The 20181-nt window shown below is 61.9% G+C and carries 18 protein-coding genes; 12 read left to right on the top strand and 6 right to left on the bottom strand.

Annotated elements, in window-relative coordinates:
* The first annotated feature begins 119 nt into the window (after nucleotides 1–119).
* From KJY40_RS22765 to KJY40_RS22735, 7 genes are all read left to right on the top strand, one after another.
* Nucleotides 120–842, top strand: coding sequence for a response regulator transcription factor (locus tag KJY40_RS22765; protein ID WP_230732980.1), 723 nt, complete (start codon nucleotides 120–122; stop codon nucleotides 840–842).
* Nucleotides 829–2253 carry a sensor histidine kinase gene (locus KJY40_RS22760; protein ID WP_230732979.1) on the top strand — a complete coding sequence of 475 codons (1425 nt, stop codon included), beginning with the start codon at nucleotides 829–831 and terminating at the stop codon, nucleotides 2251–2253. The genes KJY40_RS22765 and KJY40_RS22760 overlap by 14 nt, the downstream gene beginning before the upstream one ends.
* A 139-nt stretch (nucleotides 2254–2392) precedes the next feature.
* On the top strand, nucleotides 2393–3295 hold the full coding sequence (gene cysM / locus KJY40_RS22755; protein WP_045121847.1) for a cysteine synthase CysM: 903 nt from the start codon (nucleotides 2393–2395) through the stop codon (nucleotides 3293–3295).
* Nucleotides 3295–4680 carry a 23S rRNA (uracil(1939)-C(5))-methyltransferase RlmD gene (gene rlmD, locus KJY40_RS22750; protein WP_230732978.1) on the top strand — a complete coding sequence of 462 codons (1386 nt, stop codon included), beginning with the start codon at nucleotides 3295–3297 and terminating at the stop codon, nucleotides 4678–4680. Before cysM ends, rlmD begins: the two co-directional genes overlap by 1 nt.
* Nucleotides 4681–4768: 88 nt before the next feature.
* A complete protein-coding gene (gene relA, locus KJY40_RS22745) occupies nucleotides 4769–7012 on the top strand; it encodes a GTP diphosphokinase (protein ID WP_007957789.1) in 2244 nt (747 codons plus the stop codon).
* Between the two features lie 5 nt (nucleotides 7013–7017).
* Nucleotides 7018–7851: a nucleoside triphosphate pyrophosphohydrolase gene (mazG, locus tag KJY40_RS22740; protein ID WP_045121848.1), complete on the top strand. Its 834-nt coding sequence runs from the start codon at nucleotides 7018–7020 to the stop codon at nucleotides 7849–7851.
* A 26-nt stretch (nucleotides 7852–7877) separates the two neighbouring features.
* A complete protein-coding gene (locus KJY40_RS22735; protein ID WP_007957793.1) occupies nucleotides 7878–8420 on the top strand; it encodes a DUF2058 domain-containing protein in 543 nt (180 codons plus the stop codon).
* 97 nt (nucleotides 8421–8517) lie between these two features.
* On the opposite strand, the gene KJY40_RS22730 is transcribed toward KJY40_RS22735, so the two are convergent.
* From KJY40_RS22730 to KJY40_RS22705, 6 genes are all read right to left on the bottom strand, one after another.
* The gene (locus tag KJY40_RS22730) at nucleotides 8518–8706 is read right to left on the bottom strand and encodes a hypothetical protein (RefSeq protein ID WP_007957795.1); all 189 of its coding nucleotides are present in this window, start codon (nucleotides 8704–8706) and stop codon (nucleotides 8518–8520) included.
* Nucleotides 8707–8982: 276 nt separating this feature from the next.
* The gene (gene fabB / locus KJY40_RS22725; protein ID WP_007957797.1) at nucleotides 8983–10203 is read right to left on the bottom strand and encodes a beta-ketoacyl-ACP synthase I; all 1221 of its coding nucleotides are present in this window, start codon (nucleotides 10201–10203) and stop codon (nucleotides 8983–8985) included.
* Nucleotides 10204–10214: 11 nt separating this feature from the next.
* The gene (fabA, locus tag KJY40_RS22720; protein ID WP_003227150.1) at nucleotides 10215–10730 is read right to left on the bottom strand and encodes a 3-hydroxyacyl-[acyl-carrier-protein] dehydratase FabA; all 516 of its coding nucleotides are present in this window, start codon (nucleotides 10728–10730) and stop codon (nucleotides 10215–10217) included.
* A 247-nt stretch (nucleotides 10731–10977) separates the two neighbouring features.
* Nucleotides 10978–12879: an ATP-binding protein gene (locus tag KJY40_RS22715; RefSeq protein WP_230732977.1), complete on the bottom strand. Its 1902-nt coding sequence runs from the start codon at nucleotides 12877–12879 to the stop codon at nucleotides 10978–10980.
* Nucleotides 12876–13808 carry an ABC transporter substrate-binding protein gene (locus tag KJY40_RS22710; protein WP_230732976.1) on the bottom strand — a complete coding sequence of 311 codons (933 nt, stop codon included), beginning with the start codon at nucleotides 13806–13808 and terminating at the stop codon, nucleotides 12876–12878. Before KJY40_RS22710 ends, KJY40_RS22715 begins: the two co-directional genes overlap by 4 nt.
* Nucleotides 13809–15932, bottom strand: coding sequence for a TonB-dependent receptor plug domain-containing protein (locus KJY40_RS22705; RefSeq protein WP_230732975.1), 2124 nt, complete (start codon nucleotides 15930–15932; stop codon nucleotides 13809–13811). It abuts the gene before it with no gap.
* A 196-nt stretch (nucleotides 15933–16128) separates the two neighbouring features.
* Between KJY40_RS22705 and KJY40_RS22700 the strand changes: the two genes are divergently transcribed.
* The 5 genes from KJY40_RS22700 (at nucleotide 16129) to KJY40_RS22680 (ending at nucleotide 20181) form a co-directional block, all read left to right on the top strand.
* Nucleotides 16129–17154 carry an NAD(P)H-dependent glycerol-3-phosphate dehydrogenase gene (locus tag KJY40_RS22700; RefSeq protein ID WP_230732974.1) on the top strand — a complete coding sequence of 342 codons (1026 nt, stop codon included), beginning with the start codon at nucleotides 16129–16131 and terminating at the stop codon, nucleotides 17152–17154.
* Nucleotides 17155–17172: 18 nt separating this feature from the next.
* A complete protein-coding gene (locus KJY40_RS22695) occupies nucleotides 17173–17520 on the top strand; it encodes a DUF4389 domain-containing protein (RefSeq protein ID WP_230732972.1) in 348 nt (115 codons plus the stop codon).
* On the top strand, nucleotides 17517–17969 hold the full coding sequence (gene sixA, locus KJY40_RS22690; protein ID WP_007957806.1) for a phosphohistidine phosphatase SixA: 453 nt from the start codon (nucleotides 17517–17519) through the stop codon (nucleotides 17967–17969). Before KJY40_RS22695 ends, sixA begins: the two co-directional genes overlap by 4 nt.
* 81 nt (nucleotides 17970–18050) lie before the next feature.
* Entirely contained in the window at nucleotides 18051–19706 is a 1656-nt protein-coding gene (locus tag KJY40_RS22685) for an AMP-binding protein (protein ID WP_230732970.1), read from the top strand.
* Nucleotides 19707–19737: 31 nt separating this feature from the next.
* The gene (locus tag KJY40_RS22680) at nucleotides 19738–20181 is read left to right on the top strand and encodes a hotdog fold thioesterase (RefSeq protein ID WP_230732969.1); all 444 of its coding nucleotides are present in this window, start codon (nucleotides 19738–19740) and stop codon (nucleotides 20179–20181) included.

Below are 20181 nucleotides of genomic sequence, written 5' to 3'. Positions count from 1 at the left end.
AAATGATGTCGTCTTTGTTCACTCGCAGGCCGGTCATCTGTCCGACAGGTCAAGCGTGGGTTGCCGGGCGCCGGGCAATCTTGAATAATCGCTCAACTGAGAATTATTTGCAGATAGTCATGACTCCTGTCTCTATTGGCCAACCCCGCATTCTTTCCATCGAGGACGATCCCGTCCTCGGTGCCTATGTCCATGAACAACTGGGCCGCAGCGGCTTCCAGGTCACCTGGTGCCAGAACGGCAGCGAAGGCCTGAGCATCGCCCGGCGCCAGCCGTTCGATGTGGTGTTGATGGATATTCTGTTGCCGGGGCTCGACGGTCTGAACGTCCTGACCCAACTGCGTCAGAGCCATTCCACGCCGGTGCTGCTGATGTCAGCCCTCGGTGCCGAAGCCGACCGCATCAGCGGCTTCCGCCTCGGCGCCGACGACTATCTGCCCAAACCCTTCAGCATGGCCGAGCTGCATGTGCGGATCGAAGCGATCTTGCGCCGGGTTGCTCTCGACCGTCGTCCGGCGGCCATCGCTCCGGTGGTGCCGGTCGGTGGGCTGCGTTTCGACGACGAGCAGTGCGACGTGTTCTACCTCGACCAGCCCGCCGGCCTGACCCGCAGCGAATACCGATTGCTGGAAACCCTCAACCGCAACGACGAGGAAGTCCTGAGCAAGGCCTTCCTTTATCAGCACGTTCTTCAGCGCGGTTATGCGGCCCACGACCGCAGCCTCGACATGCACATCAGCCAGATCCGCCGCAAACTCAAGTCGGTCGGCTACACCGAGCGGGAAGTGCGCACGGTGTGGGGCAAGGGTTACGTCCTGAGTGCCGTCGATGAAACTGTCTGACCTGCCGGGCCGGCACTCGCTGTTCTGGAAACTCGCCTGCCTGCTGGTGGCGTTCTGTCTGCTGATGATCTGGCTGAGCTGGTCCTGGGGCCGGTACATGGAGCAGCGCAATCAGTTCCTCTCCGACGACGCCCGTCGCACGCTGAGCCGTTATGCCGCCGAGGCCGAACGCGCCTGGCAGCAGGGCGAGCGCGATGGCATCGACAGCTGGCTGCAAAGCATGGAGCTGCGCGAAGCCGGTTGGGTCGGCGTGATCGGTGGCAATCTGCAGTCGCTGGGCAGCCAGCCGTTGAACGCTCAGGAGCTTCAGCACCTGACCTTCCTGCGAGGCCTTGACTGGCCGATTCACAAAAAGGGCCGGCCGTGGCTGCGGGTGCCGTTCCCCACTGATCCGACGGCCGGCAGTCTGGTCATCGAGTTGCCCGAGCGATTCCTGCCGGGGAAATACCGGGTGTTCTGGCGGGTCATCACCAATGGTGTGATTCCCGGTCTGTTCACCTTGCTGCTGTGCGTCGGCCTGTATCGCCTGCTGGTGGTGCCGCTGAACAATCTGCGCGAGCAGGCCAATGCGTGGCGTGCCGATCAACTGAATGTGCGGTTGTCGAGTGGCATCACCCAGCGCCCCGATGAACTCGGTGAACTGGCCCGAGCCTTCGACTCGATGTCCGAACGCCTGCAATCCACCGTGGCCCTGCAACAGCAACTGCTGCGCGACCTGTCCCACGAACTGCGCACCCCTCTGAGCCGGCTGCGGGTCGCCAGCGAAAGCGAGCAGCAGTTGCAACCGTTACGCGAGCGCATCGGTCGCGAAGTCGACGTGATGCAACGGCTGGTGGAAGACACCCTGCAACTGGCCTGGCTCGACACCGAGCGCGCACCGTTGCCGGACGAAGCGATCCAGATTCAGGCACTGTGGGAAATGCTCACCGAAAACGCCTGCTACGAAAGCTGCTGTCCGGTGGGGCAGTTGCAATGTGGGGTGGAAGCTTCCTGCTGGGTGCGCGGCAATCTCAACACCCTGGCCCAGGCCCTGGAAAACATCCTGCGCAACGCCATTCGCCATTCCCCACCAGGCGGCATCGTGCGGCTCGATGGTCGGCGAGATGGCGATTACTGGCACCTGTGGCTGGAGGACGAGGGCGGCGGTGTGGCCGAAGCGGATCTTGAGCGGATCTTCTCGCCCTTCATTCGCCTCGACGGCTCGCGGCCGGGGGACGGTGGATTTGGTCTGGGCCTGAGCATCGCGAGGAACGCGGTGCAACGCCAGGGCGGAACCCTGTGGGCCGAGAACGGCCCGTCGGGATTGCGATTGAATCTGCGGTTGGTGGCGGATGACAGTGTTGTCGCTCCCGACGCCATCGCTGGCAAGCCAGCTCCCACAGTGGACATGACTCGCCCGCAGATTGTGTGAACACCAGAAAAGTCTCACCACTGGTGAGACTTTTATTGCTTATTCCAAGAAACCATAAGCACCACACTTTGCGTGATATGGCCTGCGCAGGTTTGCCGGTATGATAGGCGCCCCCGCTGTCCGGATTGCGAAAAACGCCATGACCTTGCAGTACCCAACCATCGCCGATTGCGTCGGCAACACGCCGCTGGTGCGTTTGCAGCGCCTGCCCGGTGTCACCAGCAACACCCTTTTGCTCAAGCTCGAAGGGAACAACCCGGCGGGTTCGGTCAAGGATCGTCCGGCGCTGTCGATGATCACCCGTGCCGAGTTGCGCGGGCAGATCCACGAGGGCGATACGCTGATCGAAGCGACCTCGGGCAACACCGGGATCGCCCTGGCGATGGCCGCCGCGATCAAGGGTTACAAGATGATCCTGATCATGCCGGACAACTCCAGTGCCGAACGTAAAGCGGCGATGACCGCTTACGGCGCGGAGCTGATTCTGGTCAGCCAGGAAGAGGGCATGGAAGGCGCTCGCGATCTCGCCCAGCGAATGGAAGCCGAAGGCCGTGGCAAGGTGCTGGATCAGTTCGCCAACGGCGACAATCCTGAAGCGCACTACACCACCACCGGCCCGGAAATCTGGCGTCAGACCCAGGGCTCCATCACCCATTTCGTCAGCTCCATGGGCACCACCGGCACCATCATGGGCGTGTCGCGTTACCTCAAGGAGCAGAACGACAACGTGCAGATCGTCGGCCTGCAACCGATGGAAGGCTCGGCCATTCCCGGTATTCGCCGCTGGCCGCAGGAATACCTGCCGAAGATTTATCAGGCCGAGCGCGTCGACCGCATCGTCGACATGGCGCAAAGCGAAGCCGAGGACGTCACCCGGCGTCTGGCCCGCGAAGAAGGCATCTTCTGTGGCGTGTCCTCGGGCGGTGCGGTGGCAGCGATGTTGCGCCTGTCCAAAGAAGTTGAAAACGCGGTGATCGTCGCGATCATCTGCGACCGTGGCGACCGTTACCTGTCGACCGGCATTTTCGACGCGCCCAACTGATGGCCAAGCACGAGAGAGGCCTGCGCTTCCAGCCCACCGGCGGCAGCAAGGCCCCGCAAATCCCGACCGGCAAAAAGCAGCGCTTGAGCATCGAGCGCCTGGCCAATGACGGTCGCGGCATCGCGTTTTTTGAAGGCAAAACCTGGTTCGTCCTCGGCGCCCTCGCCGGTGAAGAGGTCGAAGCCCGGGTGCTCGGCGCCCACGGCAAAGTGGTCGAGGCGCGCACCGAGCGCGTATTCACCGCCAGTGAATTGCGTCGTCCCGCACCTTGTCAGCACGCCGGCCGTTGCGGCGGTTGCAGCGTTCAGCATCTGCCCCACAACGAACAGCTTGCCCTGAAACAGCGCATGCTCGCCGAGCAGTTGTCGCGGGTGGCTGGTGCCGAGCCCGAGGAGTGGGCGGCGCCGTTGACCGGTCCCGAATTCGGCTACCGTCGCCGCGCCCGGATCGCCGTGCGCTGGGACAGCAAAGCCAAAAAGCTTGAAGTCGGTTTCCGTGCCGCCGGCAGCCAGGACATCGTCGCGATCAGCGACTGCCCGGTGCTGGTACAGCCTTTGCAGCCGATCATGACCCGCTTGCCGGAGATGCTTCGTCGCTTGAGCAAACCTCAGGCGCTGGGGCATGTCGAATTGTTCAGTGGCTCGTCAATCGCCGTTCTGCTGCGTCACATGGCGCCGCTGTCCGAGGCCGACCTGACGATCCTCAAGGATTTCTGCGCGTTCCATGAAGCGCAGCTGTGGCTGCATGGCGAAGGCGAACCGCAGCCGGTGGATGATGCCCAGTCGCTCGGTTACCGTCTGGAACAATGGGACCTGCAACTGGCCTACCGGCCGGGGGACTTCATTCAGGTCAACGCCGGGGTCAACGAGGCCATGGTCGTCCAGGCGCTGGACTGGTTGAAACCGACGAGCGATGAGCGCGTGCTCGACCTGTTTTGCGGACTGGGCAACTTCGCCCTGCCGCTGGCGAAAGCCGCGCGTGAAGTGGTGGCGGTCGAAGGCGTGCAGACCATGGTCGATCGCGCGGCGGCGAATGCCGCCAGCAACAATTTGCATAACACAAAGTTTTTTCAGGCCGATTTATCCCAGCCTTTGACCGATGCTCAGTGGATCGGAAACGGCTTTTCTGCGGTACTCTTGGACCCACCGCGCGACGGTGCTTTCGAGGTGGTGCGCAAGCTGGCGACCCTGGGCGCGGAACGGTTGGTGTACGTGTCGTGCAACCCTGCAACTCTGGCGCGCGATACGGTCGAATTGATCAAGCAGGGCTACCGGTTAAAACGTGCCGGGATTCTCGATATGTTTCCTCAGACGGCACATGTCGAGGCCATGGCGTTATTTGAAGCGAGCCAGGATGGCTCGTCTGATCCGACTGGTCGTCCGTAGCGCTCGCATTGGCCCCGCGAGCGCGAACGGGCATTGAAGGTCAGTGATTTGACGCATTGAATCTGCGTCGTAGGGAAGGTAAAGCAAGATGGTACAGGTGAGAGCACACCAGCCGATCAACACTGACGGCAGTATCAATCTCGAGGCTTGGCTCGATCATGCGGTCAGTGTCGATCTGGCACTGGATCGCGAAGCCTTGAAAGAGGCCTGCGAGTACGCTCGCCAGGCCGAGCAACAATCCAATGCGGCGAAGAATCTCTGGTCCGAAGGCAGCGGCAGTTTCAGCACGGGCCTTGAGATCGCCGAGATCCTCGCCGACCTCAAGCTCGATCAGGATTCGCTGGTGGCTGCGGTTCTCTATCGCGGCGTGCGCGAAGGCCAGATCGAACTCGCGGCGGTCAGCCAGCGCTTCGGCCCGGTGGTCGCCAAACTCATCGACGGCGTGCTGCGCATGGCGGCGATCAGTGCCAGCCTCAGCCCTCGCCAGTCGATGGTCCTCGGCACCCAGGGCCAGGTGGAAAACCTGCGCAAGATGCTGGTGGCGATGGTCGACGACGTGCGTGTCGCGCTGATCAAACTCGCCGAACGCACCTGTGCGATCCGCGCGGTGAAAACCGCCGACGACGAAAAACGTAACCGGGTCGCCCGGGAAGTGTTCGACATCTATGCGCCGCTCGCGCATCGACTCGGCATCGGTCATATCAAATGGGAACTGGAGGACTTGTCCTTCCGTTACCTGGAACCCGATCAATACAAACAGATCGCCAAGCTGCTGCATGAGCGGCGGCTCGATCGCGAGCGTTTCATCGCTGACGTGATGACCCAGCTCAAGGACGAATTGCAGGCCACTGGCGTCGAAGCCGACATCAGCGGCCGGGCCAAACACATCTATTCGATCTGGCGCAAAATGCAGCGCAAGGGGCTGGAGTTCAGCCAGATCTACGACGTGCGTGCGGTGCGCGTGCTGGTGCCGGAAATGCGCGACTGCTACACCGCGCTCGGCATCGTCCACACACTGTGGCGGCACATCCCGAAAGAGTTCGACGACTACATCGCCAACCCGAAAGAGAATGGCTACCGCTCGTTGCACACGGCGGTGATCGGCCCGGAAGGCAAGGTGCTGGAAGTCCAGATCCGGACCCATTCGATGCACGAAGAGGCCGAACTCGGCGTCTGCGCGCACTGGCGCTACAAGGGCACCGACGTCAAGTCCGGCTCGAACCACTACGAAGAGAAAATTTCCTGGCTGCGTCAGGTCCTCGAGTGGCACGAAGAGCTGGGCGACATCGGTGGTCTCGCCGAACAGCTGCGGGTCGATATCGAGCCGGACCGGGTCTATATCTTCACCCCGGACGGTCACGCCATCGACTTGCCGAAGGGCGCGACGCCGCTGGACTTCGCCTACCGCGTGCACACCGAGATCGGGCACAACTGCCGTGGCGCGAAGATCAACGGGCGCATCGTTCCGCTCAACTACAGCCTGCAGACCGGCGAGCAGGTCGAGATCATCACCAGCAAGCACGGCACCCCGAGCCGCGACTGGCTGAACCCGAACCTCGGTTACGTCACCACGTCCCGGGCGCGGGCGAAGATCGTCCACTGGTTCAAGTTGCAGGCCCGCGATCAGAACGTCGCGGCGGGCAAGACCCTGCTCGAGCGCGAACTCAATCGCCTCGGCCTGCCGGCGGTGGATTTCGACAAGCTGGCCGACAAGGCCAACATGAAAACCGCCGAAGACATGTTCGCCGCCCTCGGGGCCGGCGACCTGCGTCTGGCGCAACTGGTGAATCTGGCGCAACAGCTGGTCGAGCCGGAACGCGGCAACGAACAGCTGGAACTGATTCCGCGCAAGGCGACCGGCTACAAACCGGGCAAGCGCGGCGACATTCAGATCCAGGGCGTCGGCAACCTGATGACCCAGATGGCCGGCTGCTGCCAGCCGTTGCCGGGCGATGCGATCGTCGGTTACATCACCCAGGGCCGTGGCGTGAGCATTCACCGTCAGGACTGCGCCTCGGTGCTGCAACTGGCCGGGCGCGAGCCGGAGCGGATCATCCAGGTCAGCTGGGGGCCGGTGCCGGTGCTCACCTATCCGGTGGACATCGTCATCCGCGCCTACGACCGTTCCGGTCTGCTGCGTGACGTCTCGCAGGTGCTGCTCAACGAGCGGATCAACGTGCTGGCGGTCAACACCCGCTCGAACAAGGAGGACAACACCGCGCTGATGTCCCTGACCATCGAGATTCCGGGTCTGGACGCGCTGGGGCGGTTGCTGGGGCGGATTTCCCAGTTGCCGAACATCATCGAAACGCGGCGTAACCGGACTCCATGAAACCGATCTACAGCCTTGAAGACCTGCTGCACCTGATGAACCGTCTGCGCGACCCGCAGTACGGTTGCCCGTGGGACATCAAGCAGACTTACGCGACCATCGTCCCGCACACCCTTGAAGAGGCCTACGAAGTCGCCGACGCCATCGAGCGCGGCGACTTCGACCACCTGCAGGGCGAGTTGGGCGATCTGCTGTTTCAGGTGGTGTATTACAGCCAGCTGGCGCGGGAGGAGGGGCGGTTCGAATTCGCCGGCGTGGTCGACAGCATTACCCGCAAACTCATCCGTCGCCATCCGCACGTGTTCCCCACCGGCGATCTGTATGCGCCGCTGGACGTGCCGCGTCTGAACGAAGAGCAGGTCAAGCAGCGCTGGGAGGAGATCAAGGCCGAAGAACGCGCCGAGAAGTCCGCCGAGCCGCAGCAACTGTCACTGCTCGACGATGTGCCGGCTGCGTTGCCGGCGTTGTCCCGCTCGGCCAAGCTGCAGAAGCGCGCCGGGCAGGTCGGATTCGACTGGCCGGATGCGTTGCCGGTGCTGGACAAGGTCCGTGAAGAGCTCGATGAAGTGCTCGAAGCCATGTCCGAAAATGACCCGCAAGCGGTGGCTGACGAGATCGGCGATCTGCTGTTTTCCGTGGTCAATCTGGCCCGGCATCTGAAGGTCGATCCGGAAACCGCGTTGCGTGGCGCCAACGGCAAGTTCGAACGACGTTTCCGTTTTATCGAACAGGCATTGCGCGACACCCACCGACCCATAGAAGATTGCACCCTCGAAGAGTTGGACGCCCTGTGGGGCGAAGCCAAACGTCAGGAAAAGAATTTGCCCAGCTGCGGCTGAGCCGTTGCCCAAGTGAGTAAGCATCAATGAGCCTTTCCCTTCGCGACCAGTTGCTCAAGGCAGGACTGGTCAACCAAAAGCAGGCCAAACAGGTCAGCAAAGACAAACAGAAGCAACAACGCCTGGCCCACAAGGGCCAGATCGAACTGGACGACTCCCAGCAGCGTGCTGCCCAGGAAGCCCAGGCCGAGAAGGTCAAGCGCGACCAGGAGCTGAACCGTCAGCAGCAGGAGAAGGCGGAAGCCAAGGCCCGCGCCGCGCAGGTCAAGCAGTTGATCGAAGTCTCGCGTCTGCCGAAGCTGACCACCGAGGACTACTACAACTTCGTTGACGACAAGAAGGTCAAGCGCATCTCGGTCAACACGCTGATGCGCAACAAGCTCAGCAGCGGCTCGCTGGCGATCGTGCACCATGCCGGCGGCTACGAAGTGATTCCTCGCGAGGCGGCCCTGAAGATCCAGGAGCGCGATCCTCAGCGCATCGTGCAGCTCAACGAGAAGGTCGAAGAGGTCAATGCCGAGGACGATCCGTACGCGGCTTATGTGATCCCGGACGACCTGATGTGGTAATCGGGTCTCGCCGGGCTGCGAAGCAGCCTTGAAGCACCCAACAACGACAAACCCCGCTCATGGCGGGGTTTGTCGTTTTCAATGCTGTGGTTTTGATTCAGGCGGATTTCAGATCCCGCTGGCGTTCTTGCAGTTCCAGTTCGGCCTTGTAGTTGTGGGCATCGATCTCGTTGTGGAACATGCCGACCAGCAAGTCTTGTTGATGCACATCCCAGATCCGTACGCCGGCGGCTACGCCTTCATGGGACATGTGTGAATCGTCGCGTTCAGTTACTTTTACAGTCATCTGCTAGCTCCAATCTCTGTTATCTGCAGCAAGGCGTGTGCAGGCCTCTGTTATAGGTTTTGTTAGTCTGCTAAGTAAACGCTCGATTTGTGCAATGTATTCTTGCGAAATCTGCAACAGCGCTGGAGCCCGCTGAATCCGCGACATTCAGTCGCAGGGCGGTAAGTTGCATGACAAACGTTTCATCTTGGCGCCGCTGAAAATGCTTTTCTCCAGGCGAAAAAAAACGCCCCGAACCAGTCGGGGCGTTTTCATGTGCGGCTCAGCGGAAGGGAATTACTTGCCTTCCCAGCGCTTCAGCACGAGGGTGGCGTTGGTGCCACCGAAGCCGAAGCTGTTGCTCATCACGGTGTTGATGGTGGCGTTCTCGCGGGTCTTGGTCAGCACCGGCAGATCGGCCACTTCAGGGTCCAGTTCGTCGATGTTGGCGGAACCGGCGATGAAGTTGCCTTCCATCATCAGCATGCAATAGATCGCTTCGTGAACGCCGGCGGCGCCCAGGGAGTGACCCGACAGGCTCTTGGTGGAGCTGATGGCCGGGGCCTTGTCGCCGAACACTTCACGCACACCTTTCATTTCCGCAACGTCGCCGACCGGAGTCGAAGTGCCGTGGGTGTTCAGGTAGTCGATCGGGGTGTCGACGGTGGACAGCGCCTGCTGCATGCAGCGGATTGCGCCTTCGCCGCTTGGAGCCACCATGTCGTAGCCGTCGGAAGTCGCGCCGTAGCCAACGATTTCCGCGTAGATCTTCGCGCCACGGGCCAGAGCGTGTTCCAGCTCCTCGACCACCACCATGCCGCCACCGCCAGCGATGACGAAACCGTCACGGTCAGCGTCGTAGGCGCGGGAAGCTTGTTCCGGAGTGTCGTTACGCTTGCTGGACAGGGCGCCCATCGCGTCGAACAGGAACGACTGGCTCCAGTGCTCTTCTTCACCGCCACCGGCGAAAACAATGTCCTGTTTGCCCATCTGGATCTGTTCCATGGCGGTACCGATGCAGTGAGCACTGGTGGCGCAGGCAGAAGCGATGGAGTAGTTCAGGCCCTTGATCTTGAACGGGGTGGCCAGGCATGCCGAAACGGTGCTGCTCATGGTCCGCGTTACACGGTATGGGCCGACGCGCTTGACGCCTTTCTCGCGCAGGATGTCCAGCGCTTCCATCTGGTTCAGGGTCGACGCGCCGCCGGAACCTGCGATCAGGCCGGTACGCGGGTTGGACACCTGCTCTTCGGTCAGGCCGGAGTCAGCGATGGCGTCTTTCATGGCCAGGTAGGCGTAAGCCGCTGCGTGGCCGACGAAGCGATAGATCTTGCGATCGATCAGCTCTTCAAGGTTGAGGTCGATGGAGCCGGAAACCTGGCTACGCAGACCCATTTCGGCATATTCCGGGTTGAACCGGATGCCAGGGCGGCTTGCACGCAGGTTAGCGGAGACGGTCTCTTTGTCATTGCCCAGGCACGAAACGATGCCCAGACCAGTGATAACGACGCGGCGCATGCGAATAACCCTTAGAAGTTGTCAGTGGAGGTGAACACGCCGACGCGAAGGCCTTCGGCGGTGTAGATTTCGCGACCGTCGACAGTCACCGAACCGTCGGCAATGGCCAGGTTCAGCTTGCCCTTGAGGACGCGCTTGATATGAATGTTGTAGGTGACTTTCTTGGCGGTCGGCAGGACCTGGCCGAAGAATTTCACTTCGCCCGAACCCAGCGCACGGCCACGGCCCGGCAGGCCTTGCCAGCCCAGGAAGAAACCGACCAGTTGCCACATGGCGTCCAGACCCAGGCAGCCCGGCATCACCGGATCGCCTTCGAAGTGGCACGCGAAGAACCACAGGTCAGGGTTGATATCCAGCTCGGCGACCAATTCACCTTTGCCGTACTTGCCGCCTTCTTCGCTGATCAGGGTGATGCGATCCACCATCAGCATGTTCGGGGCGGGCAGTTGCGCGTTACCTGGGCCGAACAGCTCACCGCGACTGCAGCGCAGCAGGTCTTCCCGAGTAAAGGCGTTTTGTTTGGTCATGCGAGCTCCTCAATAATCCCATGCGGCAGGTGGGGCAAATCTTCCCGGCCGATCGACGCGTTCATGCCTCGTACCGGCAGCCTACTCATAGACTATTGCGTTGTGGTGAAAGTCACAGCACCAAGGACATGAATGTACACTTGTGCACTGAAATTTTTATTCAAGCCCCTTTTGAGGCCCGTTCGGGTGCCTAAGACTGCCGCACTTTCGCTTTTCACGCCAGTCGCAGATGCTCGAAAGGGCCCCGTTACTGCACCCAGCGCTGCAGAATCTGCTGCAGATCATTGCGTTTGAATGGCTTGGCCAGGTAATCGTTCATGCCCGCCGACAGGCAGTTTTCCCGGTCGCCCTGCAACGCATTGGCGGTCAGGGCGATGATCGGCACATGGCCGCAGCCCGGCAGCCGGCGGATCTGTCGGGTCGCCTCGTACCCGTCGATGAGCGGCAAGCGGCAATCCATCAGAATCGCTTCGAAACGGCTGTCCCCGGCGCTGCGTACCGCCTGCACGCCATCGGTGGCGACGCTGACGGTAAAGCCCAGGCTGCGCAACATCGCTTCGATCACCGTCTGGTTGACCGGGTTGTCTTCGACCAGCAGCACATTGCGTCCTTCGCCGTGACTGTCGCCGTTCAGTGTGCGCGGTGCCGCCAGCGCGGGCAGTGCCTGCTTATATAAGGCCAGGGGTATTTCCAGAGTGAATACCGATCCGCGACCTTCTTCGCTCTGGGCACGCAAGGTGCCGCCCATCCGCTCGGCGAGGGTGCGGGCAATCGGCAGGCCCAGACCGGTGCCGCCATAACGACGGGAAATCGAACTGTCGGCCTGCTGGAACGCGTTGAACATCAGCTCAAGGCTCTGCGGCGAAATACCGATGCCGCTGTCACGCACCGCGCAGGTGAACCACAGCAACTCATGATCCAGCGACTGCCACTGCGCCTCGATGCTGACACGCCCCTGTTCGGTGAACTTCAGCGCATTGCCCACCAGATTGACCAGAATCTGCCGGATCCGCGTCGGATCGCCCTGTACCTGCAAGTCGCGCATGTCTTCGGGGATCCGCAGTTGCAGGGCCAGCCCGCGTTGTGCCGCGCTGTGCTGGAACGACTGGGCGCAGGCGCCGATCAGGTCGGCGAGGTTGAACGGAATGTGCTCCAGCTCCAGTTCAGAACGCTCGATGCGCGAGAAGTCCAGAATGTCGTTGATCACCTTGAGCAAATGCTCGGTGGACTCGGAAGCCAGCGCCGCGTACTCGACCTGCTCCTCGGTCATTTCGGTGGTTTCCAGCAGTTGCAGCATGCCCAGCACGCCGTTCATCGGGGTGCGCAGTTCATGGCTCATCATCGCCAGGAAATCCGATTTGGCGTTGTTGGCCTTCTCCGCCTCTTCGCGGGTCTGGATCAGTTGCGCCATTGCCTGATGCTGTTCGCGGCTGGCCTGTTCCAGCGCCTGGGCCAGGTTGTTGATGTGCTGGGACAGGGCACCCAGTTCGGTGTCATCGACAATCGGCAGTGGAGTCTTGTAATCGCCGTCCTGAATCGCCTTGACCGCATCGCCGATGTCGCGGATCGGCTGCGACAGGCTGCCGGCCAGTCGCCGCGCCAGCACAAAAGTGAAGAGCAGGGCGAACAACGCCAGAATTCCCGCCTTGAGCAAAATTTCCTGTTGGCGCTGGCTGAAGGCGTCGTTGGACAGGCCGACGATCACGCGGCCCAGATAGTCCTCGCTGGCCACGCCGGGGCTGCTCTTGCCGTCCTGAAAGAAATCGTTGTGCAAGGCGATGCGTTGCAGTCGCACCGGCGCCTGGAACACTTCGACCTGATGCGGGTGATTGTGCGCATTCGCCGGCTGTTCGACGTAGGCCAGAATCCGGTTGGCGCTGTCCTGCACTTCCAGAAACCGTACGTTCGGCGTGGCCAGCGTGGCCTTGAGCAGGCTTTCCAGCACTTCGTTGTTGCCGGAAATTACCCCGTATTCGGTGGCCGGTGCGAGTTGGTTGGCGATCAACTGGCCGGTGTGATTCAGCTCCTGACGCAAATCCTGAATGCGCACGAAGGTGAAAAAGCTGATCAGCAGCAAGGTCAGCAACAGCGCAGGGCCCAGGCTGATCAACTGGGTGCGGGTGTTGATGTCCCAACGGCGGAAAATCATGGGCGGCGCTCTCCTTCGGCCAGCTCTGCGGCGACAGACACTTCATTCATCGGTTCTATCCCTAAGGAACGAGCCACCTGCGCATTACTTGAGACTTTAAAACGCCCGGGATAGAGCGTGCGCGGCCAGGTGGCCGGTGACCGGTCCAGCAGTTCGTCGAGGACGGCCAGCCAGTCGTTCTGATCGCTGTAGGTACTGGCCAGACTGCCGGCGCGAACGAACGCGACATTCGGCCCGACCAACGCCAGTTGCCGAGAGTAACTGCTGAGCAACAGGTTCTTCGCGGTTTTCGGGTTGTACAGGTCAGGGTCGTCGAGGCCCAGCAGCACGTCGCTGCTTTTCAGCACGGTCTGTAAGGGTCGGCTGTCGTGGGTGTTGTCCCAACGCTGCGGGACGATTTGCAGATTCAGTGGCTGGGCCGCCGATTGCAGTTCCTTGAGCAGGAACTCGCTGTGCTGATCGAACAGCACGCCGACTCGCCAGGCCTGGGGCAGGATCCGGCGGATCAGTTGCAACTGACGACTCAGCGGCGGATCGGCCCAGAGCAGGCTCAAGTGGGGCGGTTGCGTGTCGCCGAAGCGTTGCCGGGCCTGCAGGCGGCTGATGCGCAGCACCAACGTCGCCGGGCCTTGGCTTTCCTGCATGCGCCAATCGAGACTCGGCAGATCGAGCAGGATCAGGCGCAGGCTCGACGGCAATTTGCCCGGCGCCGGCAGGCTGGCCAAGGGCTGGAAATGTACGCGGTCGGTGGGACGCAGTTCGCTCAGGGCCTGAACGAAGGACTGCACGCCGGGGCTTTCCTCGGCACCGGTCAGCAATATATCGGCCGCCTGCACCGCCATGCCATGCAGCCATGCTGTCAGGAACAGACAAAGCCCGGCCAGCCATTGGCCGAACGTTGGCATCTTCCGTGACATGGCGTAACGCATCTAGAACTCCAGCTCGGCGCTGAAATACACCACGCGGCGTTCGTCGTAATTGTTGTCGACGAAGGTGGTCGGCTCATGGTCGAGGCGTTGTTGCAGCACGCCGGCCAGTTGCAGTTGGGCCTTGCCCAGGGCGATGCGTTTGGCGATGCGCGTGTCGACCCGCTCGAAGCGGTAACCGTTGAGCGCGTTGTCACCGTAATAGAAGAGGGCGCTGTTCCAGCCGTGGCCCCAATCGCGCAGCCAACCCGCCGAGCCGCTGTTGCGCGCGGTGAATTGCTGATCCAGCGGATTGCTCGCCTCGGCGTCGACGAAGGCGTAGGTCAGGCGCAGGCGGTCGGCCGCACTCAGGTGCCAGTCCAGTTGTGTCTCGGTGCCGCGAAACCGCGAATCGTTGGCGTTGCTGGCGATGTACTGATTATTGCGCAGCGGCTCGCTGATCATCCCGGTGATTTCGTCGTAGAACAGCTTCACGTCCAGCGCCAGGCCCCATTCCGGGAAAAAGCCGTTGTAGCCCAGTTCCCGCGAGCGCATGTGCTCCTGGTCCAGATCGCCGGGGCCCCGGGTCTTGACGAAGTAGCGGGCCGAAGACTGGCCATAGGCGGCGGGCCGCAGGTTGGTCACCTGATAACTCCAGTTGACGTTGTTCTCGAACATGTCCGGTGAACGGATGGCTTCCGAATACACCGCGCGCAGGCTGTGGCGCGGATTGAGCAAGTAGTTGACGGCAAACCGGGGCGTCAGTGAGCTGCCGATCAATTGCGTGTCTTCGAACATGGCGCCGCCCTGCAACAACCAATGTTCGCTTGCGCGCCATTCCAGTTGGCCGAAGGCGCGCCACGTGGTGTCGTCCAGCGTGCCGTTGAAGTAGGTCTCGGAATCGGCCCGGTCGTAACGATAGTTCAGGCCGCTGACCAGACGCAGGCTATCGGACAGGCTGAGGGTGTCCTGCAACTCCAGGTCGTAACGCGATTCCCGGGCACTCTGGTCAATGTCGCCACACAGGGTCTGGCGCGCGCCGTTGCGCCACTGGTCCAGCACCTGATTGGCCAGGGCCATTTGCTGCGGCGTGCCCGCCGGTGCGCCGGGGCCGGTGAACAAAGTCATGTTGCGGGCCAGGCGTTCGGTGTAGTTCGGGTTGAGTTGCCACAGCTCCGTCAATTGCGGGCTGAACGACACTTCGGCGTCACAGGCACGCCAGGTCTGCTGGCGATCCCAGTGTTGCGCAGAGCCTTGCACATAAAGGCTGTGATCGGGATTGATGTCCAGATTCCAGCGCACCGAACCGGCGTAGTCCTTGGCAACCACGTCGGAATTGTTTCCGGCAGCGGTAATCCCGGAGAACACCGGACGGTAGGTGTAAGGCCGTTGATTGGTTCCGTCCTTGGCGTTGACCTGCCAGTCCAGACTTTGGTTGTCGCTCAAGGTCTGGCTGACGGCGAGACTGAAACGGTTCAAACGACGGCTGTCGCGGTAGTCGGCGCCGGTACGGTCGGTGTCAAAGCCGTCGTCTTCCTGGCCGGACAACGACAGACGCAGATCGCCGCCATTCCAGCCGGTGCTCTGACTGGCATAGAAGTCGTTGATGCCGCGTTGGCCGCGCGTCAGCTTCAGTCGCGTGCCATGGCTGTCCGCCGGGTTGCGGGTGATGATGTTGACCACCGCCATCAGCGCGTTGGCGCCGTAGCTGACGGTGTTCGGGCCGCGAAAGACTTCGATGCGCTCGATGTCTTCCATGGCCACCGGGATGTCGCTCCAGTCCACGGTCGCCAGACCGGCGCGGTACACCGAGCGGCCGTCGATCAGCACCTGCATGCGTCGGGCTTCAGTGGCGTTGGTCCCGTGATAATTCACCACTGCCTGATTGCCGCTGATATTGCCGACCATCATCCCCGGCACCAGCCGCAGCAGTTCGCTGATATCCCGGGCACCGCTGGCGGCAATCAGTTCGCTGTCGAGCACGGTCATGCTGCCGGGGACTTCCGCCGGCGACTGTTTCAGGCGCGTGGCGGTCAGGATCTGCGGCAAGGCCTCACTGTCGACAAACAGGTCGTCCGCCAGCAGCACCGGGCTGAACAGCAGCGCCAGCAGCAGGGACGAACGCGGGGATGGGGGGCCAGAAAACACGACGCAGCCTTGATAGCAAAGAATTGGCGCGCATGTTAACCGAGGTCGACGACTTTTCCAGTCACGTTGCAGGCATTTTCCTCGGTTTTATTGGTCTTCTTCCTACAAGTGCGGGTAATTGACGCCGGGGCTGTCCGAGAAGGGGACGCTCCGTATAATGCCGGCATCGCCACTGGTATGGATTAACGGATTACATATGACTGAACAGCGCCCGATTGCGGTCCTGGGAGGCGGAAGTTTCGGTACCGCCGTGGCCAATCTGTTGGCCGAGAACGGCCATCAAGTCCGGCAGTGGATGCGTGACCCCGAGCAGGCCGAGGCCATCCGGGTCAATCGCGAGAACCCGCGTTACCTCAAAGGCATCAAGATTCTGCCGGGCGTGACTGCGGTCACCGACCTGCAGGAAACCCTCGACACCTGCGATTTGTGTTTTGTCGCGTTGCCGTCCAGCGCGCTGCGCACGGTGTTGGCTGCGCACGCCGAACGCCTGAGCGGCAAGATGCTGGTCAGCCTGACCAAGGGCATCGAAGCTCACACCTTCAAACTGATGAGCCAGATTCTTGAGGAGATCGCCCCGCAGGCGCGCATTGGCGTGCTGTCCGGGCCGAACCTCGCGCGGGAAATCGCCGAGCACGCGCTGACCGCCACCGTGGTCGCCAGCGAAGACGAAGAACTCTGCAAAGCCGTGCAGGCCGCATTGCATGGCCGCACTTTCCGCGTCTACGCCAGCGCCGACCGTTTCGGCGTTGAACTGGGCGGGGCCCTGAAAAACGTCTACGCGATCATCGCCGGCATGGCGGTGGCTCTGGAGATGGGCGAGAACACCAAGAGCATGCTGATCACTCGCGCCCTGGCCGAGATGACCCGGTTTGCGGTGAATCAGGGCGCCAACCCGATGACCTTCCTCGGTCTGGCCGGGGTCGGCGATCTGATCGTCACCTGCTCGTCGCCGAAAAGCCGCAACTACCAGGTCGGTTTTGCCCTCGGTCAGGGCTTGAGCCTCGACGAAGCGGTGTCGCGCCTCGGTGAAGTGGCCGAAGGGGTCAACACCCTGAAAGTGCTCAAGGCCAAGTCCCAGGACGTCGGCGTGTACATGCCGCTGGTCGCCGGATTGCATGCGATCCTGTTCGAAGGGCGCACGCTTGAGCAGGTAATCGGTCTTCTGATGAGAGGCGAGCCGAAAACCGACGTCGACTTTATTTCCACCAGTGGTTTCAACTGATTCAGCAGGGAGCAGGGCATGAACGATCCGAAAACCGAAGCCAAATATGAATCCATCCTCCTGCGGGTGCTGTGGATGATCGTCTACGTGCTGGTCTGGCAGGTAGCGCAGTTCATCCTCGGCGCGGTGGTGCTGGTGCAGTTGATCTATCGTTTGATCTATGGCGCCCCGAGCGCCAGCCTGATGAACTTCGGCGACAGTCTGAGCCAGTTTCTGGCACAGATCGGTCGTTTCGGCAGTTTCCACAGCGACCAGAAACCCTGGCCGTTCGCCGACTGGCCGACGCCGCGTACCCCGGAAGGTGAAGCGCCACACGTTGTCGCGCCGGCACCGCATCCGGTCCGGGATGAGGACCCCAAGCTATGAAACTCTGGGTATTGCGTCACGGTGAGGCCGAGCCCTACGGCTCGCGCCCCGACTCCGAGCGAGAACTGACCGCCCACGGTCGCAAGGAAGTGTTGAGCAGCGCGGCCCGTTTGATGGGCCAGCCGCTGACCGCCATCTACGCCAGCCCGTACCTGCGGGCGCAGCAGACGGCGCAACTGGTGCGCGAAGCCCTGGGCTTCGAGCCGGAGATCCGCACGGTCGAGTGGCTGACCCCGGAAGTCGATCCGGACCGCGTGGCCGAGCAACTGGTCTCGGTGAGCAACGTGCTGCTGGTCAGCCACAATCCGCTGGTGGGCAATCTGCTCAGCTACCTGCAACACGGTGCGGGCTACCCGCCGGAAAAGGTCAGCACCGCCGGGCTGGCCGAGCTCGAGCACAGCGAGTTGCTGATCGGTTCGATGACGCTTAACAGCCTTAAACATCCCTGAAATTTTTTGTACGAAATAGTCAACCAAGCACTTGCTTGGTTGACTACGCTTGCTCCAGACCAAAAAACAGGAGCGAGTCGAATGTCTTCCGCCTTCCGTTTGCCGCTGGACGTGTTTTACGAACGCGAGGCCCGGCACCCGCGTCAGCGTTTTCTGGTGCAGCCGATCGGCGGCGGGCAGGTCGAGACCCTGACCTGGGCCGACGTCGGCCATCAGGCCCGCTGCGCCGCGCACTGGTTGCGATCCCGGGAATTGCCGCAAGGCAGCCACATCGCCCTGATCTCGAAAAACTGCGCGCACTGGATCATCGCCGACCTGGCAATCTGGATGGCCGGGCACGTTTCGGTACCGCTCTATCCGAACCTCACCGCCGAATCGGTGAATCAGGTTCTGACCCACTCGGAGAGCGTGCTGGCGTTCATCGGCAAGCTCGATGACTGGCCGGGCATGTCGCCGGGCGTACCGGCCGGCCTGACCACCGTCAGTCTGCCGCTGCATCCACCGGGCACGTTCGATTTCAACTGGGACGACGTGCAGCGCAGCTCGCCGATCCAGGACGATCCGCGTCCCGCCGCCGAGCAACTGGCGACCATCATCTACACCTCCGGCACCACCGGCCTGCCCAAGGGCGTGATGCACAGCTTCGCCAATCTCGGGTTCGCGACGACGCGCGGCACGCAGCTGTTCGGACTCAATGAGAACGACCGGCTGCTGTCGTATCTGCCGCTGTGTCATGTGGCCGAGCGGATGTTCGTCGAACTGGCGTCGATCTATACCGGGCAGACGGTGTTTTTTGCCGAGAGCCTCGACACCTTCCTCGCCGATCTCAAGCGGGCGCGGCCGACGGCGATGTTCGGTGTGCCGCGGATCTGGACCAAGTTCCAGATGGGCGTCTACAGCAAGATCCCGGCGAAACGCCTGGATTTCCTGCTCGGTCTGCCCTTCATCGGCAAACGCATCGGCCACAAGGTGTTGGCCGGGTTGGGGCTGGATGCGTTGCGCGTGGCGCTGTCCGGTGCAGCGCCGGTGCCGCTGACTTTGTTGCGCTGGTATCAGAAACTCGGGCTCGACGTGCTGGAGGTCTACGGCATGACCGAAAGCTGCGGTTATTCGCACATCTGCCTGCCGGGGCAATACAAGGAAGGCTGGATCGGCCGGCCGTGTCCCGACGTTGAAGTGCGCATCGATGAGTCCGGCGAAGTGCAGGTGCGCAGCCAGGCGAACATGCTCGGCTATTTCAAGGAGCCGCAGAAAACCGCCGAAACCCTCACCGAAGACGGCTTCCTGCGCACCGGTGACAAGGGCGAGCAGGACGCCGAAGGACGTTTGCGCCTGACCGGGCGGCTCAAGGAAATCTTCAAGACCAGCAAGGGCAAGTACGTCGCTCCGGCGCCGATCGAAAATCGGCTGGCGGTGCATTCGCGGATCGAACAGGTCTGCGTGGTCGGCGACGGCCTGAGTGCGCCGCTGGGGTTGTGCGTGCTCTCGGCCGTGGGCCGGGAAGAGGCCCGCGCGCCGCTGCATTCGAGTCTGGAAAAACTGCTGGAGGAGGTCAACGCCGTGCTCGACAAGCACGAACGCCTGCGCCGGCTGGTGGTGGTCAAGGACAGCTGGGCGGTGGAGAACGGGTTCCTCACGCCGACCCTGAAAATCAAACGCAACATCATCGAAGACACCTACGGTTCACGTTTCGAAGAATGGAGCGAGCGCAGCGAGGCGGTGCTGTGGCAGGATTGAGCGTCGATCAAAACAACAAAGGAAGCCTGCGATGACCTTGTGGCGCACCACTCCGAACATCGAGCAGTTGAACGCAATCCAGAAAAACACCATCGGCGAAGTGCTGGACATTCGCTTCGAGTCCTTCGGCGAGGAATCGCTGACGGCCAGCATGGTCATCGACCATCGCACCCATCAGCCTTACGGTCTGCTGCACGGCGGCGCCTCGGTGGTACTGGCGGAAACCGTCGGCTCGATGGCCAGTTACCTGTGCATCGACGCCAGCAAGTTCTATTGCGTCGGCCTGGAAATCAACGCCAACCACTTGCGCGGCCTGCGCAGCGGACGGGTGACGGCGGTGGCCAAGCCGATCCACATCGGCCGCACCACCCACGTCTGGGACATCCGTCTGACCAGCGATGAAGGCAAGGCCAGTTGTGTGTCGCGCCTGACCATGGCAGTGGTGCCGCTGGGAGAACAACCGCCTGCTCGATGA

Source organism: Pseudomonas fitomaticsae (assembly GCF_021018765.1).
Lineage (GTDB): Bacteria > Pseudomonadota > Gammaproteobacteria > Pseudomonadales > Pseudomonadaceae > Aquipseudomonas > Aquipseudomonas fitomaticsae.
Note: the sequence above shows the minus strand (reverse complement) of the source record. Positions and strands in the feature narration are given on the sequence as shown.

Coding starts and splice junctions, on each gene's coding strand:
- KJY40_RS22765 (WP_230732980.1), top strand. CDS start 120: ATGACTCCTGTCTCTATTGGCCAACCCCGCATTCTTTCCATCGAGGAC.
- KJY40_RS22760 (WP_230732979.1), top strand. CDS start 829: ATGAAACTGTCTGACCTGCCGGGCCGGCACTCGCTGTTCTGGAAACTC.
- cysM (WP_045121847.1), top strand. CDS start 2,393: ATGACCTTGCAGTACCCAACCATCGCCGATTGCGTCGGCAACACGCCG.
- rlmD (WP_230732978.1), top strand. CDS start 3,295: ATGGCCAAGCACGAGAGAGGCCTGCGCTTCCAGCCCACCGGCGGCAGC.
- relA (WP_007957789.1), top strand. CDS start 4,769: ATGGTACAGGTGAGAGCACACCAGCCGATCAACACTGACGGCAGTATC.
- KJY40_RS22735 (WP_007957793.1), top strand. CDS start 7,878: ATGAGCCTTTCCCTTCGCGACCAGTTGCTCAAGGCAGGACTGGTCAAC.
- KJY40_RS22730 (WP_007957795.1), bottom strand. CDS start 8,706: ATGACTGTAAAAGTAACTGAACGCGACGATTCACACATGTCCCATGAA.
- fabB (WP_007957797.1), bottom strand. CDS start 10,203: ATGCGCCGCGTCGTTATCACTGGTCTGGGCATCGTTTCGTGCCTGGGC.
- fabA (WP_003227150.1), bottom strand. CDS start 10,730: ATGACCAAACAAAACGCCTTTACTCGGGAAGACCTGCTGCGCTGCAGT.
- KJY40_RS22715 (WP_230732977.1), bottom strand. CDS start 12,879: ATGATTTTCCGCCGTTGGGACATCAACACCCGCACCCAGTTGATCAGC.
- KJY40_RS22710 (WP_230732976.1), bottom strand. CDS start 13,808: ATGCGTTACGCCATGTCACGGAAGATGCCAACGTTCGGCCAATGGCTG.
- KJY40_RS22700 (WP_230732974.1), top strand. CDS start 16,129: ATGACTGAACAGCGCCCGATTGCGGTCCTGGGAGGCGGAAGTTTCGGT.
- KJY40_RS22695 (WP_230732972.1), top strand. CDS start 17,173: ATGAACGATCCGAAAACCGAAGCCAAATATGAATCCATCCTCCTGCGG.
- sixA (WP_007957806.1), top strand. CDS start 17,517: ATGAAACTCTGGGTATTGCGTCACGGTGAGGCCGAGCCCTACGGCTCG.
- KJY40_RS22685 (WP_230732970.1), top strand. CDS start 18,051: ATGTCTTCCGCCTTCCGTTTGCCGCTGGACGTGTTTTACGAACGCGAG.
- KJY40_RS22680 (WP_230732969.1), top strand. CDS start 19,738: ATGACCTTGTGGCGCACCACTCCGAACATCGAGCAGTTGAACGCAATC.